Origin of the sequence: Niveispirillum sp. SYP-B3756, from assembly GCF_009495745.1 — a bacterium.
Classification (GTDB): Bacteria; Pseudomonadota; Alphaproteobacteria; order Azospirillales; family Azospirillaceae; genus Niveispirillum.
In genome coordinates, this window is record NZ_WIDQ01000024.1 from 1 (window position 1) to 17,279 (window position 17,279).

Here is a 17,279-nt window from a genome sequence, read left to right on the forward strand (position 1 = left end):
TGACAAGGACAACCCGCCTCGTCACCTGAAACGCAGGGCAGCGTGCCCAGCCCAAACCCGTCCCGCCAACCCCAAAACCAGCATCCGGAAACTCGCCAAGCGGCGCGAACAAGGCGCTGTGACCGCATAACCCTGCCCAGAACAAACACTACCACGTGGTGGAACTATCACCTCCTCGGTGCATAATCCGGGCTAGCATCCCAAGGTCTTGGAATGGCTGGCCGATCACCCAAGACGGGTGTTCCATTTCACGCCTGCTTCCGTCTTCCAGCTCCAGGACGAAATCAAGCGCTTCATCAAGGGGCACAACGGATCAGCAAAGCCCTTCTCGAAAAACTGTGCCGCGCCCCTGTTCCCTTCAATGAGTCCGCGCAATGGCTTGGCTTTAACCTGCGGTATCCCAGCCCGGCAGCGGGGTCAGCAGTAGATTGCTGATGCGGCCGTTGGCCGTCAGCATCATAGCCAGTTCCACCACACCACCATCATAACGGGCGCGGTAGCGATAGAGCACCTCACCGCACAAATCTTGCCGGTTGAACAGGGCCAGTTCCTGCATGGGTCCGAGGGTGGAAAGCGTCTTGCCGTATTCCACCATCAGTTCGGTGAAGTCCAGCTTGGCGTAATCGGTAAAGGCCGCATAGGCTACATTGCCGCCGGCCATATCCGCCAGCAATTGCCGTGCCCGCGCCGTTACCTTGGGATCGGCGTCGGATATCGGTGTGACAGGCTTGTCGGCCAAGCCCGGTTCCAGCAGCCCGGCGACATGCCGCGCCAGGGTGGCAGCATCCGCCCCCTCTCCATTGGCGAAGATGGCGATGGTCAGCTTCCGTTCCGGATAGCGGACCACATGGGTCTGAAACCCCTGCCAACTGCCGGAATGCCACCAAGCTTGTTCCCGGCCCTCACCGCGCTGATACCAACCGAGACCGTAGGGATAGGTACAGCCATTGGCCAGCCGGGCAGGCGCGGCGATCTGGGCCCAGGATTCCGCCGTCAGCACCCGGCGCCCATCCATGCCCATGGCCCAGGCCGCATAATCCAGCGGGGAGAGATAGAGCGAGCCGTCAGCGGTCGAATTGGCCGTCGCCGAAATCCATTCGGCATTGCGCAACTGGCCCTCGCGCGTCTCATATCCTGCGGCGCGATTGGGGATCACGTCCAGGTCGCTGATGGCCCTGGCCGTACGCATCCCCAGCGGGGTGAAGACGCGCTGTCGCAGAAAATCCGCGTAATAGAGTCCGCTGACCCGCTTCACCAGGAAGCCCAGCACGATATAATCGGCGTAGGAGAAGCGCCAGCGGCTGCCGGCCGCAAAGTTCAAATCCTGCTTGGCAATAATGCCCAGCAATTCCGCTTCTGTATAATCGGCGCGGAAATCGCCATTGGGCGTGGCCGGCAGGCCGGAACTATGGTTCAGCAACTGGCGGATGGTGATGGGCTGCCAGGTTTTGGGCACCTCTGGCAGATGCAGGCGGATGGAATCATCCAGCCGCAGCTTCCCATCTTCCACCAGCAGCATGACGGCCGCCGCCGTCAACTGCATCCCGACAGCCCCTGTTTTGAACAGCGTGTCCGGATGCACCGGCACCTGATGTTCCAGATTGGCCAGCCCATAGCCCTGGGCGCGCAGCAACTGCCCGTCACGCACAATGGTCAGGCCAAGGCCGGGAATGGCATCGCGGGCCATGGTGGCGGCGATATAATCGTCCACCGGTTCCGCCGCCGCTATGGAAGCCGCCAGCCCGGTCAGCAGGAGGGCGGCCAGGAGATGTCTGAGCTGTTTCATAAGGGCCATTTCTGGCAGCCTCCACCGGTTCGGCACAATTGCCGAACCGGTCAATCCTTTGGCGAAACTGGCCGCTCTGGTGGGGCGGGGACGGCACCGGGGCCGGTCAGCGCCTTCGACCTGTCCCAGATGCCCTGGATTTGCAGGTCGCGGCGCAGCACCAGCGTGGCCCCCAGATTGGCCGCTCCCATGGTGCGCACCTTATAGAGTGCTTCAAATCCATGTGACGGCTGGTCGGCCTGCAATGCGCTGGCCGTTGCCAGCCGCGCCGGATCACTGGCCAGTTCCGCCATTTCCAGCAGGCCGGGATCGCGGATGCCGGCAATCACCATGATGCGGTTATCGGCCGGGCCGGGCAGGCTGGCAATATAGCCATAATCCATGCGCGGGATGCGTTCTTCCGTCAGCACCACCCCATCGGACTGGTAATGCGTTCCCGTGGCCTTATCCATCAGGTCGGTCAAGCCTTCATCCAGCGCGAAGCCGGAGACCTGGAACAGCGGGTCACGCAGCAGAACATTCAACCCGCTCAGCAGCCCGACATAGACCATGTCGGAGGCTTTGAAGATGTCGGGGGTCAGTTGCGATGCAGCGATCAGCCGGATCGGCCGCGCCCGCCCACCTTCCAGATTGCGTAGGGTATTGTTGATCTTCTCCAGCGCCTGCAGGGTGCCGGAGGAGATATATTGTTCACGCGCACCGGTGATGCGTTCGCCGGCGGCGGGATTATGCATCAGATAGATGTCCAGATCCTCCCGCACCAGGACGGATCGTTCCCAGACAAGGCGCGGGGGGGCACCGGGGGGCGGCTTCTCCGCCCCGTTCTGCCCAAACAGGAAATAATCGCCCATGACGATGGTGATTGGCCGGTCGCTGCTGGCCAGCGGTTGCCAGAGGCTGGCAGCAGGGCTGCCGGCTGACAGGGGCCCCCGGCTGGTCAGCACGAAGAACAGCAGGGCGCAGAGACCCAGCAGGCCAATGGCGGCCAGCGCCAGCCGACCGGCCTGCTGGTGCCGGGGCGGGACGGCGGCAGGTTCGGCCGTTGCCGGTTCCGGCATTGCTGCCGGGGCGGGGGCCGCTGCCGCGACACCGATCAGGCTGATGCTGTACTCGCCCACCGGGATCATCAGCCGAGGGCCGGGCTGATCCCGATGGGTTTCTTCCAGCATCTTGCGCAGGCGATGGACATAGACCCGGACGGTGGAATCCTTGGGCGCGTCCAGCGGCTCCCCGCTGGCAAAGACCGCGTTGGCGATTTCCAATTCTGTTGGCGGCCGCGATTCAAGCGTCCGCTCCAGCAGGAAATCAAACAGGCGCAGCAGCTTGTCCGACCGTTTGCCGCCCAGCTCCTCCCGCAGGGTCTGGGCGGCTTGGCGCAACAGCTCTTCCCGTGAAGCATCCTCACCCCCCCCGCTGTCGGCCCTGGTGGCGGCCGCTTGGACCGGTGGGGTGTTGGGGGGGGACCATGGCTTCATGCGGTGAACCTTCAGCATCGCGCGACCAATAGGGATGACTGTAGCCGATCATGCGGTGACAACACCATTGTGAAGCATCGCGCGCCCGACTGTCGCTGTCGCCGGCGTCGGAAATCCAGCCCCAATTGCCGAAACGCCCCGGTGAACGGGGTCTGTAACGGTTTCGGAACTGTAATTAACTCCCCCGGAACGGGGCGAATGTTACGTTAAGTCAACCATTCTGCATACTCTGGTGGTGTCTGGCGATAAGCCGGCCGCCCCTGATCACCGGCGGCGGCCGGCAGGGGGTGGGGTGTCCCTGATGGGACGCGATACCGCTCAGCCCACGGGTAATTCGGGCCGGCAACAGATGATCCAGCCGGATGTCCGGCGCGCAATGCGGGGGCGGATGGGCCACATGAACAAGGAGTTGATTGATGAGACTGAGCAGGAAATCGGTATCGGCGATCGTTGGCGTGAGCCTTGTCGCCGGCTTGGTCGTGGCGCCGGCCTTGGCTCACCATTCGTTCGCAATGTTCGATCAGACGAAGGTGGATCAGCTGCAAAAGGCCACCGTCAGCGAATTCCGCTTCGCCAACCCGCATTCCTTTGTCGTGGTCAGCGTCGATGGCCCCTCGGGCAAGACCAAATATGCCCTGGAATGCAGCAGCGTGAATATGATGGTGGCCGGCGGTTGGGAGGCAACGACCATCAAAGCGGGCGATCAGGTGAGTGTTGATTACTATCCGCTGCGTGATGGTCGCCCCGGCGGGATGCTGAAGACGATCACCGTTCCCGATGGCCGCACCTTGAGTGGTTGGTGAGGAGCGCCCCCGCACTGGGGCACCGATAATAAGCACAAGGCTGGGAGGCCTGTAATGCGGGCAGTGAAATCGATGATGCTCGCCGTCGCCCTGGTGGCGATGGGCGTGGGTGCAGACGTGCGCGCGGCGAAGCCGGCGGCGGAACCGGATATTACCGGTGTCTGGCAAATCTATCCCGATCCGTTTGCGGGGGAGGAAAACACCTTCCTGGAACTGCCGGTGCCGGGTGAAGGGCCGAAGCTGAAAGAGCCCTATGCCAGCCAGTGGAAGGCGCAGCGCGCCAAGCGCGATGCCATGCTGAAGGCGGGCACCCCACTGGTCGATCCCAGCACCTTATGTATGCCGGAAGGGATGCCCATGCTGATGGGTGCGATCTTCCCGCTGGAATTCCTGCAGACCAAGGGCCGCCTGACGGTGCTGGGCGAATATCTGGCCCAGGTGCGGCGCGTCTATCTGAACGAGCCGATGCCGCCGGCGAACAAGCTGATCCCCTCCTATTATGGCATCTCGGTCGGCCATTGGGAAAAGGACACGCTGATCATCACCACCCGCGGGGTGAAGGAAGATGTGCAGTTCTTCGAAATTCCGCACAGCAATGAGATGGTGATTACGGAACGCATCCGCCTGACCGGGCCGGACCTGATGGAAAACCAGATCACCATCGAAGATCCCAAGATGCTGCAGGAGCCGTACCGTTTCACCTACGGCTATAAGCGCGATCATAATTACCGGATCATGGAATATTATTGTGAGCGCGAAGATCCGCTGTTCAAGGTCACCCCTGACGGCAAGGTGGAGATGAAATCGCTGGACGAAATCAAGTGAACGGGTGCGGGCCGCCCGGCTTGGCGGCCCGCCATCGCCCAGATGAACAGAGGCATCATGCCGCACAGACGCACTTTCCTGAAACAGGTGCTGGCGGCCGGGGTCGTGCCGGCGCTTTTCACCCCCGATGTTCTGGCGACCCCGCGCCGCGTTGACATTCTGTCGGCCATGCGACGGGAGGAGATGATCCTGCGCTCCCCCAGCCTGGGCGACGGCTATCACCTGTCCTGGACTGGGCAGGGGACGCAGGTGGTGGGCGTCAATGACGGTTCAGGCTGGGCCGATCCGCCCACCGCCTTTTATAATACGCGCCTGTGGACCATCAGCGGCACGCCCGAGAATGCGCGCTTCGCGGAGGTGGCAACCTATCCCGTCATCAACCGGTCCGCCCGGCCGGAGGGGGCGACCGTCTATTATGGGTCCGGCCTGTTGGCCGTGGGCCGGCGCATCTACCAGTTCATCAGCACGCTGGATAATGCAGAGGATCGGCCGCGTCACTGGACGGGGGCGAAGCTGGTCTTCTCCGACGATGGTGGCCGGACCTGGCGCAACCGCGACGGTTCTACCCCTGTGATCTGGGAGGATTGGGCGGAGCAGACGCGCGACCGCTTCAGCTTTTTCCAGGAACCGGGGGGCTGCTTCTCCCTTCTGTCCATCCTGCAGATGGGCCGGGATTATGCTGCCAACCGCGATGGCTATATCTATGTCTACAGCCCCAACGGTAATACCGATGGGACGATGAACGAACTGGTGATGTTCCGCGTACCCATCGCGCGGATGCTGGATCGTGATGCCTATGAGTTCTTTGCCGGGCACCGGGCCGATGGGGGGGCCGACTGGCGGCGGGACATCGCTGCGCGGGTGCCCGTGCATGTCTTCCCGCGCGGCTGGGTCAATCACACCAACCTGTTTCCAGGCGATCTGGTGCTGGAATCCTGGCTGCCCAGCGTTGTCTATAATGAGGCGCTGGGCCTTTACATGATGGCCGCCGCCGGCATCGGTGTGGCCCCTGACGGGACGGAGTTCGGCAAGCCCAGCTATCTGGGCCTGTGGGTGGCGGACACGCCCTGGGGCCCTTGGCGCCAGATTCATGAGGAGACGGCCTGGAAGCCGGGCGGCGATGCGGCGGCCCGCGCCTATGGCCCCCGCATCGCGCCCGGCTGGGTGGCGGCGGATGGCAAATCCTTCTGGCTGGTCTGGTCGGATCTGGACGGCATCCGCGCCTTTGCCACCGATCAGGCGCAATTGGCGGCGTCGCTGGAGAAAGTAACCGATCCCTTGTCACGCACCCGGATTGAAGCGGATTTCCTGCGCCGGTACACGCCGCGCTTTGCCTTCAACGCCCAGCGCGTCGATCTGGTCACAGGCTGATCTTTTTCGCATCGCCCCGGTGACAGGGATTGCTATTTGCTTTAAGCTTAAAATATCTATTTGCACACAATATCCACGGATGGCGGACATGGCTGAACGTTCCTTTGCCAAGGAAGTGGAACATTTGCGCCTGGGGGACGGGGAGGTCTTTCGGGGCGAGGCGATCCTGGCGATCACCAAGGGCCTGCTGCAGGCCGGTGTCTCCTATGTGGGCGGCTATCAGGGCTCGCCCATTTCGCACCTGATGGATGTGTTGGCCGATGCCAAGGACATTCTGGGTGAGTTGGGGGTCAATTTTCAAAGCTCCGCCAATGAGGCGACGGCGGCGGCCATGCTGTCGGCGAGCGTTATGTATCCCTTGCGCGGGGCGGTGGCTTGGAAATCCACGGTGGGCACCAATGTCGCCTCTGACGCGCTGGCCAATCTGGCCTCCGGCGGGGTGACCGGCGGCACGCTGGTGATCATCGGGGAGGATTATGGCGAAGGTTCCTCCATCATGCAGGAACGCACCCATGCCTTTGCGATGAAGTCGCAGATGTGGTTGCTGGACCCGCGCCCGGACCATACCTGTATCGTCGACCTGATCGCCAAGGGCTTTGAGCTGTCGGAGGCGTCGAACACGCCGGTGATGCTGGAGGTGCGGGTGCGCACCTGCCACATGCATGGGCATTTCATCGCCAAGGATAATGTCCGCCCGGCCTTCGGCCTGGATGATGCGCTGAACGCGCCCAAACGCGATCTGGGCCGCATCGTGCTGCCGCCCGCCGCCTATGAACATGAGCAGGAAAAGATCGCCCGCCGCCTGCCGGCCGCCATCGATTTCATCCGCCGCAACAAGCTGAATGAATGGTTCGGGCCGGCGGATGGCCGGGTCGGTATCATTCTTCAGGGCGGCATGTACAATAATGTCATCCGCGCGCTGCAATATCTCGGCCTGTCCGACGCTTACGGCAATACGCAGATCCCGCTCTATGTGATGAACGTCACCTATCCGCTGATCGACAGCGAGGTGGCCGACTTTGCCCAGGGCAAGGATGCTGTGCTGATCGTGGAGGAAGGCCAGCCCGATTATCTGGAACAGGCGCTGAATACGGTGCTGCGCCGGCGCGACATCCAGACCCCGCTGCATGGCAAGGACGTGCTGCCCATGGCGGGCGATTACACGATCCACGCCATCATGAAAGGGGTGCAGGGTTTCCTGGACAAGCGCGCACCGCAATTGCTGGGCAACCGGCCGCCTGTGCCCGATGCAACCCCGGTTCTTGCCGACCCCAAGGTGGTGCATCTGAAATCGGTGGTGCCGCCCCGGCCGCCAGGCCTGTGCACCGGCTGCCCGGAACGCCCGATCTTCGCGGCCATGAAGCTGGTGCAGCAGGAATTGGGTGACCATCATGTGTCGGCCGATATTGGCTGTCATCTGTTCTCCATCCTGCCGCCCTTCAATATAGGCAACACCACCATGGGCTTTGGCCTGGGCGCCGCCTCTTCCGCCGCCTTCAGCCAGAGCGGGGGCAAACGCTCCATCGCGGTGATGGGGGATGGTGGCTTCTGGCATAATGGCCTGACCAGCGGCATCGGCAATGCCGTGTTCAACAAGCATGACGGCGTCTTCCTGATTGTCGATAATTTCTATTCCTCGGCGACGGGCGGGCAGGACATCCTGTCATCGCGTGCGCTCAACAAGCATCGCAAGACCAACAATCCCATTTCCAAGGCGGTGGCCGGCGTCGGCGCCACCTGGGTGCGGGAGGTGGACCGGACCTATGATGTGGGCCGGATGCGGGCGGTGCTGAAAGAGGCGCTGACGACGAAGGAGGAAGGGCCGAAGATCATCATCGCCTCTTCCGAATGCATGTTGAACCGCCAGCGGCGGGAAAAGCCCCTGGTCGCCAAGGCGATCAAGGGTGGCAAGCGGGTGGTCAAGGAGCGGTTCGGCGTGGATGAGGATGTCTGCACCGGCGACCATGCCTGCATCCGCCTGTCCGGCTGCCCGTCCTTGTCGGTGAAGCAGCTGGATGACCCGCTGCGCGACGATCCGGTGGCCGCCATCGACAATTCCTGTGTCGCCTGCGGCAATTGCGGGGAAGTGTCGGAGGCGGCGGCCCTATGCCCGTCCTTCTACCGGGCTGAGGTTGTTCATAACCCGACCGGCTGGGACCGGTTCAAAGCCAAGCTGTCGATGGCGCTGATCGGCTTTCTGCAACAGCGGCGCGACCGCCGCCGTATTGTGGCGGAGGCGGCCTGATGCGCGACCAGACACTCAGGCTGCCCCTTGCCGCTGCGGGTGCAGCGACGGAGCGGCCGATCACCATCGCTATCGTGGCCATGGGCGGGCAGGGCGGCGGTGTGCTGTCCGGCTGGATCGTGCAACTGGCGGAAGATGCCGGCTGGGTCGCCCAGTCAACCTCCGTTCCCGGCGTGGCCCAGCGGACCGGGGCCACAATCTATTATGTGGAAATGATGCCGCCGGCCAATGGGCAGCGGCCGATCCTGGCCCAGATGCCCACCCCGGGTGATGTGGACATCGTTCTGGCCTCGGAATTCATGGAAGCCGGCCGGTCGATCCTGCGTGGCATCGTCACGCCCGACCGCACAACGCTGATCGCCTCCAACCATCGGTCGCTTGCCATATCGGAGAAAAGCGCGCCGGGCGGAGGCATTGCCGACAGCGGTGCCGTGGTGGAGGCCATCGGCGTAACGGCCCGCCAACAGATCATCTTCAATATGGATGAGCTGGCGGTCCGCAATGGCAGCGTGATTTCGTCCGCCCTGTTCGGTGCCTTGAGCGGATCGGGCGCCTTGCCCTTCAGCCGGGAGGATTATCACGCCGTCATCAAGCGCGATGGCAAGGGCGTGGCAGCCAGCCTGAAGACCTTTGATGCTGCCTTTGACCGGGTGACCAATCCACCGCCGCCCGTGGTGCTGGAGAATGTGCCCGCCAAACAGGTGGCCCCGGCTGCCGCCGATCCCCGCTTTGCAGCATTGCTGACCAGCCTGCGCGAGAGCCTGCCGGAAGCGGCCTGGCCGATGGCAGAGGCGGGCCTGCGCAAGGTGGTGGATTACCAGGATGAACGTTACGGCTGGGAATATCTGGAGATTCTGGGCCATGTCCAGTCGATTGACCGGCTGGCCGGCGGGGAGGCGCATCACTATGCCTTCACCGAGAATGCCGCCAAATATCTGGCCAATGCCATGACCTATGATGACGTGATCCGCGTGGCCGACCTGAAGACGCGGGCCGCCCGGCGGGCCCGCATCGCGCGGGAGGTTGGTGCCGGGCCGCAGCATATCCTGGGCACCACCGAATTCATGCATCCTCGGATGGAGGAGATTGCCGGTATGTTGCCGGCCGGCTTCGCCCGCTGGCTGAAAAGCCGGCAAGGGCTCTATGGCTGGTTGGACCGCAAGGTCAATAAGGGACGGCGGGTACGCACCTATTCGCCCGGTTGGTTCCTGGTTCTCTATGTGCTGGGCGGGATGCAATGGCTGCGGCGGGGATCGCTGCGCCATGCGGAGGAAGTGGCCCACCGGGAGGAATGGCTGCGCTGTGCCTATGATCTGGTCGGCAGCAACTATGATCTGGGGGTGGAGGTGCTGAAATGCCACCGGCTGATCAAGGGCTATTCCGATACCCATGCGCGTGGCCTGTCGAAATTCGACAAGGTAATGGCCGAAATCCGCCGCATCGCGCCGCGCTTTGATGCGGCGGTCTGGGCACGGCGTCTGCGGGAAACCGCGATCAAGGATGGGGAGGGCGGCGATCTGGACGGCCTGATCCGCACCTTGCACACGCTGGATTGAGCCGCCATGCGCTGCTCTCGCCACAAGGCAAACCCCTTGAACAGGCTGGTGAAGATGGGCGCGGTCACACAAAACTGGCGTCGGGCGGGGCTGGCCATCCTGTTTTTGCTGGTCGGCGGGACCGGTGCCGCACTTGCTGAGGTGCCGCCCCTGCCGACGATCCTGCCGATCCCACCCAGTGACCAGCCGCCTTTATCATCGGCGTTGCGGGCGACCGATCCGGGGACGGAATATCTGGACCTTGCAAGTGCTGGCTATACGGAGGCGGAATATTATCTCTCAGGTACCGCCCCGGCCATCACGGCACAGGGGGCGGTGCTGTTCCAGGCCCCCTATATCACCCGCATCCTGGTGCGCCGGCCCACCGACCCGGCAAAGTTCAACGGCACCGTTGTTATCGAGCCCTTTACCTGGATCGGGGAACGGGGGGCCGGCTGGATCTTGACACGGGATTATCTGGTGCGGCGGGGTTATGCCTGGGTTGGCTATACGCTGAACATCAACAAGCCGGCCGCCGATCCCAAGACAACCACCGACCCTGCCTGGACGCCCGATCCGGAGCCGCAGAACCTGAATTTCGATTTCATGCGCCGGTTCGATTATGCGCGCTATGCCCCGCTGGGCAGCTATTACGACCCGGTGCGGTTCCGGCGGGGCGACCATGCCGACCCGTTTGTGCCGCAATCGCAGGGGATCGGGGCGCAACTGGCCCTGGCGCTGAAATCCAACCTGACCGACGGCCCCCTGGCTGGATTGCGGGTGCAGCGTGTCTATGTGAACAGTTGGGCCGTCACAGCGCAGGTCTGGATGGATTATCTGGACCAGGGCCGGCACCAGCAATGGCGGCTGCCCGATGGCGGCCCCTTGATCGATGCCTATATGACCGGCCGCATGTCCTTTGGGGAGGTGGGGGGCGATGCCATCCGCGTTCCCCGGCAGATGCCAGACACGGCCCCGTTTGTCACCATCTACAGCCAGTCGGAGGCGATGCATGACGCGATGGAAGGCATCGCCCTGCCTCCCGACAGCGATACGCCCCGGTTGCGCTATTACGAGGTGACGGGCATGTCCCACCTGCGTCTGGCCGATCTGGGCACGCAGGAGGTGGAGGATATGCCGGCGGATGTCGGCAAGGAGAATGATCCGAACTGCCAGCATTTCTATGATGAACCGGCGGAGATGGTGGTCTCTGCCCTGTTCGACGCCATGGACCGCTGGGTGCGCAGCGGGCAGCCTATGCCGAAGGTTGAGCGCCTGACTCGGGCCGGGGCTGGCATCGCCCGCGATGCGCGCACGGGGAACATGATCGGCGGCGTGCGGCCGCCCTGGGTCACCGTGCCGGCCGCCACCTATCTGACCGATCAGGAAACCGGCTGCGGCATGGTGTTCGACACAAAGCGCCCCTATGCGCGCGACAAGCTGAAGGCGCTCTATGGCGACTTCCCCAGCTACGAACGTCGTTTTCAGGCCGCGACACAGGCCGCCGCCCGCCAGGGCTTTCTGCTGCCCGAGGATGCGGCACGGCTGCGGCCAGTGGCCGTCCCCGAGAATTTCCAAGGTGGAGCGCGAAAGTGAGCGCAATTGACCTGGGATTTGCTTTAGGCATAAAATATCCTGTCTCAGGAATGAATGCCCCCGGTTCTGCATCGGTGGCCGCAATGCCGGCCGCCGCGACGATATGTGCGAGGATGTGGTGAGCAGCGAAACAGTCTTTTCCCGGTTCGTCTCAACGGCCGGTGTCTATCCAGGACACCCGTTCCTGAATGTTCTGCCCGAAACGGCAGTGCTGTATGGCATTGCGGCGGGGGAAATCACCTATGCCCAGATGCTGGGCCGGGTGCAGGCGCGGCAAGCGGGCTTGCGCGCCGCCGGTATCGGCAAGGGCAGCCGTATCGGCCTGCTGCTGGAAAACCGGCCTGATTTCATTGAAATCTGGTTTGCCGCCAACGGGCTGGGTGCCTCTGTCGTGCCGATCAATCCCGATCTGCGCCGCAGCGAGCTGGAATATCTGATCGGCCATTCGGAAATGGCGGCCGCCTTTGTCCTGCCCCACCGGCTGGAAGAGGTGGCGGCTGCCGCGCGCAGTGCCGGCAGCGCCCTGGTACCGGTGACGCCCCAGGATGCGCTGCCGGCACGAACCGGGGGGACGGGAGAAGCAACTCCGCCCGACCGCGATACGGAAGCGGCCTTGCTCTACACTTCCGGCACCACGGGCGCGCCTAAGGGCTGTGTGCTGACCAACGAATATTTCCTGCATTCTGGCGATTGGTACCGCGATGTCGGCGGGCTGATTTCCTTGCAGCCGGGGCAGGAACGGATGCTGACGCCGTTGCCGGTCTTCCATATGAACGCCATGGCGGTGTCGGTGCTGGCCATGGTCACCCTGGGCGGCTGTCTGACCGTTCTGGATCGCTTCCACCCCGGCACATGGTGGGATGCGGTGCGGCAGAGCCAGGCCACCTGCCTGCATTATCTGGGGGTCATGCCCTCCATCCTGATGAAGGCCCCGCCGGCAGACAATGACCGCGCCCACACCGTGCGTTTCGGCTTTGGCGCCGGGGTGCCGCGTGAACTGCATGGCCCGTTCGAGGAACGGTTCGGCTTCCCGCTGATCGAAGCCTGGGCGATGACGGAGACGGGGAGCGGCGGCGTCATCTGCGCCAGCCAGGAGCCGCGCAAGATCGGCAGCCATTGTTTTGGCCGGCCCAGCGGCGCAGTGGAAATCCGACTTGTCGATGACCAGGATGTTGACGTTGGCACGGATGTGCCGGGCGAAATGCTGGTGCGCCGCGCCGGGGACAATCCGCGTTACGGGTTCTTCAAGGAATATCTGAAGAACCCGGAAGCCACGGCAGAGGCCTGGGCGGGCGGTTGGTTCCATACCGGGGACATCGTGTCGCGCGATGCGGATGGCGACCTGCATTTCGTTGACCGCAAGAAGAACGTCATCCGCCGCTCGGGCGAGAATATCGCGGCGGTGGAGGTGGAATCCATCCTGGCCCGCCATCCGCTGATCAAGCAGGCCGCCGTCGCCGCCACACCCGACGTCCTGCGCGGGGATGAGGTGGCGGCGCTGATCGTGCTCCAGGGCTCGGGGAAGGGTGACCAGACTGTGGCAGAGGAAATCGCCCGCTGGGGTCTGGGGCAGATGGCCTATTACAAGGTGCCGGGCTGGATTGCCTTTGTCCGCGACCTGCCCAAGACGCCGACGGAAAAAATCCTGCGCGCCGCCCTGAAAACCCTGGTCGCCGAGAAAATGGCGGCGGGGCAGTTCCTGGATACCCGCGCCTTGAAGAAGCGACAGGCATGACACGCACCCGCACTTCCTACGACGGGGTGGTTCTCTGCGCACCGGTGACTGTGCCCTATGAACGCTATTCCAGCCAGACGGCCCATTGGTGGGCGGGCCGGGCGTTGCGGGCGCTGGCCCGGGCGACGGGGTTCGGCCCCGGCGACATTGACGGTTTCTGCTTTGCCAGCTTTTCCGCCGCGCCCGACACGGCCGTCGGCATGGTTCAGCATCTGGGCCTGTCGCCGCGCTGGCTGGATCATCTGCCCACCGGAGGGGCCAGCGGCATCATGGCCCTGCGGCGGGCGGCGCGGGCGGTGCAATGTGGCGACGCCGATATTGTCGCCTGCGTTGCCGCCGATACCAACCATCTGGACAGTTTCCGCCAGACCCTGGCCGGCTTTTCCCGCTTTTCGCAGGATGCCGTCTATCCCTATGGTTTTGGCGGGCCGAATGCCACCTTCGCCCTGATCACCGATGCCTATATGCGCACCTATGGCATCGGTCGGGAGCATTTCGGCAAGCTGTGTGTCGCCCAGCGGCGCAACGCCCTTTCCAATCCGTTGGCTCTGATGCGCACAGAACTGACGCTGGAGGACTATCTGCGGGCGCGGCCGATTTCCGACCCGGTGCATCTGTTCGACTGCGTGATGCCCTGCGCCGGGGCGGAGGCTTTCATCGTGACGACGCCGGAAATCGCAGCGGCGCGCGGGCTGAAGGTCGCGCGCATCCTGGCGACGATTGAGCGGCATAATGCCTTCCCCGACGATCCGGTGCAGTTGCGCAGCGGCTGGGCGATGGATGTGGATGATCTCTGGTCCATGGCCGGCATCGGCCCGGAACAGGTGGATATGCTGCAAGCCTATGATGATTATCCGGTGATTGTCGCCATGCAGCTGGAGGATCTGGGCTTCTGCCCCAAGGGACAGGCGGCTGATTTTATCGCCCGTACCGGGTTTGAAATCCATGGCGACCTGCCGCTGAACACCAATGGCGGCCAATTGTCGGCCGGGCAGGCCGGGGCCGCCGGTGGCTTCCAGAATGTCACCGAGGGGTTGCGGCAGGTGCTGCACCAACCTTTGGGCGCCCAGGTGCCGAATGCCAGAACCGCTGCGCTGTCCGGTTTCGGGCTGGTGAATTATGACCGTGGCGTCTGCACTGCCGCCGCCGTGATCGAGGCCTGCCGATGAGCCAGCATCCCCCCCGCGACAAGCGTGATCCCCTGGCCCGGCGCAAGGAGCGCCATACGCCGCCGGGGCTGCGCAGTTCGGCGCTGCACGCCCTGTCCGCCCGCGCGGCGGCCGGGCGCTTTGTGCTTCAATCCTGCCAGGATTGTGGTGCCATGACCTACCCGCCGCGCGATGCCTGCCCCCAATGCTGGGGCGAACTGGTCTGGCAGGATCAGGCGCGCGGTGCCCTGGTGCTGTGTGAGACCACGATCCGCGCCACCACCGACCTTTATTTCCGCGATCATCTGCCTTGGCGCATGGGCAAGCTGGCGCTGGATGCCGGCCCCACGGCGCTGGCCCATCTGCACGCCGACCTGAAGCCGGGTGACCGGGCCGAGATGCATCTGATGCTGGACAAGGGCGGCAACGCGGCCCTGTTCGCCCTGCCAGCCGGAGGGAGGCCCGATATGGATGACCGTCAATGGCGTGAATTCACGGTGCCGGTGAAGGACCGTATCGTTCTGGTCAGCGACGCCCGCAGCGCTGTTGGCCGGGCCGTGGTGAAGGCGCTGCATTCGGCGGGTGCCGGGCTGATCTTTGCCGGCATGGCCCCGCCGGCCCGCGCGGCCGACCTGACGGATGAATGGGCGGGGCTGGACCGGGTGCAGACCCTGCCATTCGACATCACCGACAGTTCGCTGGTGGCCGAGGGCATCAGCAAAATTGCCGGGCCACTGGATATCGTCATCAACACCGCGCGTTTTGTTCGTGGCGGCCGCAATCTGGTGGACCAGAAGCGGATGATGGATATCGCCGTTCTGGGCTTCATGCGCCTGTCGGGGGCCTGTGCGCCCATGCTGGCCGGACGGCCCGCCGGAGCCTTTGTCGATCTTGTCTCCATCCAGGCCCTGGCGGGGGAGGTTGGTTTTGCCGGCTATGCCGCCGCTGAAGCCGCACACCTGTCGCTGCTGCAGAGCTTCCGGCATGACATGCGGGCCCAGGGGGTGCGCGTGCTGTCCATCTTCAGTGGTCCCAGCGATGACGAGGATTACCAGTCGGTGCCACCGCCCAAGGTGGCGCCTGCCCGGCTGGCGCGTGAGGTTGTCGAAGCGCTGCGGATGGGACGGGAAATAAGCTGCGTCGGCGAGGTCGCCAGTGACGCGATGGAACGCTGGCTGGCCGATCCGGCCCTTTTTGTAAGGGAGAAGAACCTGTGACCGCCCTGGACCCCACCCTGTCCGGCCTGATCGCCGGCATCGCCACGCAGCGCATCCGCACCGTGGACCTGACCAATATCCTGTCGCCGGACTTCCCGGTTATCGTGCTGCCGGCGGAATTCGGCCAGTGCGAGCCGTTCCGGATGGAGACCGTGTCCCGCTATGACGGCAACGGCCCGGCCTGGTACTGGAACAATATCTCGATGAATGAACATACCGGCACGCATTTCGACGCGCCGGCCCATTGGATCACCGGCCGCGACGTGCCCAATGGCACCGTGGATGCCATCAGCCCGGATGATTTCATCCATCCCGCCGTCGTCATCGATATCAGCAATGAGGCCGCAGCGGATGAGGATTTCATCGTCACCCGCGCCTTTCTGGAGGCGTGGGAGGCAGCCCATGGAACCATCCCGCCGCGCCACTGGATCTTGCTGCGCAGCGACTGGTCCAAGCGGGTGGGTACGCTGGCTTACCTGAACCTCAAGGATGATGGCGCCCATTCACCGGGGCCGGATGCCGGCGCCATGCGCTTTCTGGTGCAGGAGCGGGACTGTGTTGGGCTGGGGGTGGAAACGGTGGGCACCGATGCCGGACAGGCCTCCCATTTCGCCGAACCGCTGCCGGCCCATTCCATCCTGCATGGGCATGGCCGGTTCGGCCTGCAATGCCTGACCAACCTGGACCAATTGCCGACCTTCGGCGCGGTGATTGTGGCCATGCCGTTGAAAATCAAAGGCGGTTCGGGCAGCCCGCTGCGGGTGATGGCGTTGGTGTCCGGCCACTGAAATGCGCGCAGGAGGGGGGTTACAGTACCGTTACGGCGTCGTTGTGCGGTTCTTTCTCCCCCGATAGGCCCCTTGGAAGCCGCCCGCTGTACCCCGTAGCAAACCGTTTCAACCTGTCGGGCGGGGTCAGACGTCCGGTATCCATAAAATGTCGTCGGGCAGTGTGCGCCAGTTGAGGGGCAGCTGCCAGCCCGCACGATCCGGCGCTGCTGGCCGACGACCCATAAGGGGAGAGTTTCACGTATGTCCATTCAAACATTCAGTCAATGGCTCTATGCCACGCCACTTGCCGTGGCGTTCCGGGAGATGGTCTGGTTCATCCCGACGGTGCAGACCATCCATATCCTGGCCATCGCTATTCTTGTCGGCGCAGCCCTGGTTTCCAACCTGCGATTGGCCGGGATCATCGCCACTGACGAGGCTCCGGCGGCGGTGGTACGCCGTTATCTGCCCTGGATGGGGCCGGCCCTGATCGTGCTGTTATCGACCGGTCTTCTGCTGGTCATCGCCGAGCCGGGCCGCACGCTGGGTAACACGGTGTTCTGGGTCAAGATGGTGCTGGTCCTGTCCGGCTTTGCCCTGACGCGGGGCTTTCAGAAACCCGCCCTGGCGCTCCAGCCGGTGGGGGCGGCTCCTGTGGCCCTGGCGAAGCCGGCGGCCTGGCTGTCCCTGGCTGTCTGGGCGGCGGTGATCTTCTGCGGTCGCTTCATCGCCTATACCTGACGATCCACCGCACCCGGAATTTTCAACATAAT

The 17,279-nt window shown here is 63.8% G+C and carries 13 protein-coding genes and 1 pseudogene; 12 read left to right on the plus strand and 2 right to left on the minus strand.

Annotated elements, in window-relative coordinates:
* Window positions 1-196 precede the first annotated feature (196 nt).
* Window positions 197-328: pseudogene (locus GE253_RS24135) on the plus strand (IS630 family transposase); the annotation flags it as partial.
* Window positions 329-385: 57 nt separating this feature from the next.
* On the opposite strand, the gene GE253_RS24140 reads toward GE253_RS24135, so the two are convergent.
* Both GE253_RS24140 and GE253_RS24145 read right to left on the minus strand, forming a co-directional pair.
* A complete protein-coding gene (locus tag GE253_RS24140; protein ID WP_153206719.1) occupies window positions 386-1,786 on the minus strand; it encodes a serine hydrolase domain-containing protein in 1,401 nt (466 codons plus the stop codon).
* A 50-nt stretch (window positions 1,787-1,836) separates the two neighbouring features.
* Complete coding sequence (locus tag GE253_RS24145) at window positions 1,837-3,261, minus strand: hypothetical protein (protein ID WP_153206720.1); 1,425 nt, start codon at window positions 3,259-3,261, stop codon at window positions 1,837-1,839.
* A 416-nt stretch (window positions 3,262-3,677) separates the two neighbouring features.
* Between GE253_RS24145 and GE253_RS24150 the strand changes: the two genes are divergently transcribed.
* The 11 genes from GE253_RS24150 to GE253_RS24200 all read left to right on the plus strand — a co-directional run bounded on the left by GE253_RS24150 (window position 3,678) and on the right by GE253_RS24200 (window position 17,247).
* Window positions 3,678-4,064 carry a DUF6152 family protein gene (locus tag GE253_RS24150; RefSeq protein ID WP_153206721.1) on the plus strand — a complete coding sequence of 129 codons (387 nt, stop codon included), beginning with the start codon at window positions 3,678-3,680 and terminating at the stop codon, window positions 4,062-4,064.
* 54 nt (window positions 4,065-4,118) lie between these two features.
* A complete protein-coding gene (locus GE253_RS24155) occupies window positions 4,119-4,889 on the plus strand; it encodes a hypothetical protein (protein WP_153206722.1) in 771 nt (256 codons plus the stop codon).
* A 57-nt stretch (window positions 4,890-4,946) separates the two neighbouring features.
* Window positions 4,947-6,260 carry a DUF4185 domain-containing protein gene (locus GE253_RS24160; protein WP_247878848.1) on the plus strand — a complete coding sequence of 438 codons (1,314 nt, stop codon included), beginning with the start codon at window positions 4,947-4,949 and terminating at the stop codon, window positions 6,258-6,260.
* A gap of 88 nt (window positions 6,261-6,348) precedes the next feature.
* Window positions 6,349-8,505: an indolepyruvate ferredoxin oxidoreductase subunit alpha gene (locus GE253_RS24165; protein WP_153206723.1), complete on the plus strand. Its 2,157-nt coding sequence runs from the start codon at window positions 6,349-6,351 to the stop codon at window positions 8,503-8,505.
* A complete protein-coding gene (locus GE253_RS24170) occupies window positions 8,505-10,061 on the plus strand; it encodes an indolepyruvate oxidoreductase subunit beta family protein (protein WP_153206724.1) in 1,557 nt (518 codons plus the stop codon). Before GE253_RS24165 ends, GE253_RS24170 begins: the two co-directional genes overlap by 1 nt.
* Before the next feature lie 54 nt (window positions 10,062-10,115).
* Complete coding sequence (locus tag GE253_RS24175) at window positions 10,116-11,636, plus strand: alpha/beta hydrolase domain-containing protein (RefSeq protein ID WP_211101575.1); 1,521 nt, start codon at window positions 10,116-10,118, stop codon at window positions 11,634-11,636.
* A gap of 118 nt (window positions 11,637-11,754) precedes the next feature.
* Window positions 11,755-13,371, plus strand: coding sequence for an AMP-binding protein (locus GE253_RS24180; protein WP_348770944.1), 1,617 nt, complete (start codon window positions 11,755-11,757; stop codon window positions 13,369-13,371).
* Window positions 13,368-14,540, plus strand: a complete 1,173-nt coding sequence (locus tag GE253_RS24185; protein WP_153206726.1) for a thiolase family protein — start codon at window positions 13,368-13,370, stop codon at window positions 14,538-14,540. Before GE253_RS24180 ends, GE253_RS24185 begins: the two co-directional genes overlap by 4 nt.
* Entirely contained in the window at window positions 14,537-15,736 is a 1,200-nt protein-coding gene (locus GE253_RS24190; RefSeq protein ID WP_153206727.1) for an SDR family NAD(P)-dependent oxidoreductase, read from the plus strand. The genes GE253_RS24185 and GE253_RS24190 overlap by 4 nt, the downstream gene beginning before the upstream one ends.
* A complete protein-coding gene (locus GE253_RS24195; RefSeq protein WP_348770945.1) occupies window positions 15,733-16,524 on the plus strand; it encodes a cyclase family protein in 792 nt (263 codons plus the stop codon). Before GE253_RS24190 ends, GE253_RS24195 begins: the two co-directional genes overlap by 4 nt.
* A 243-nt stretch (window positions 16,525-16,767) precedes the next feature.
* A complete protein-coding gene (locus tag GE253_RS24200; RefSeq protein ID WP_153206728.1) occupies window positions 16,768-17,247 on the plus strand; it encodes a DUF6644 family protein in 480 nt (159 codons plus the stop codon).
* The last annotated feature ends 32 nt before the right edge of the window (window positions 17,248-17,279 follow it).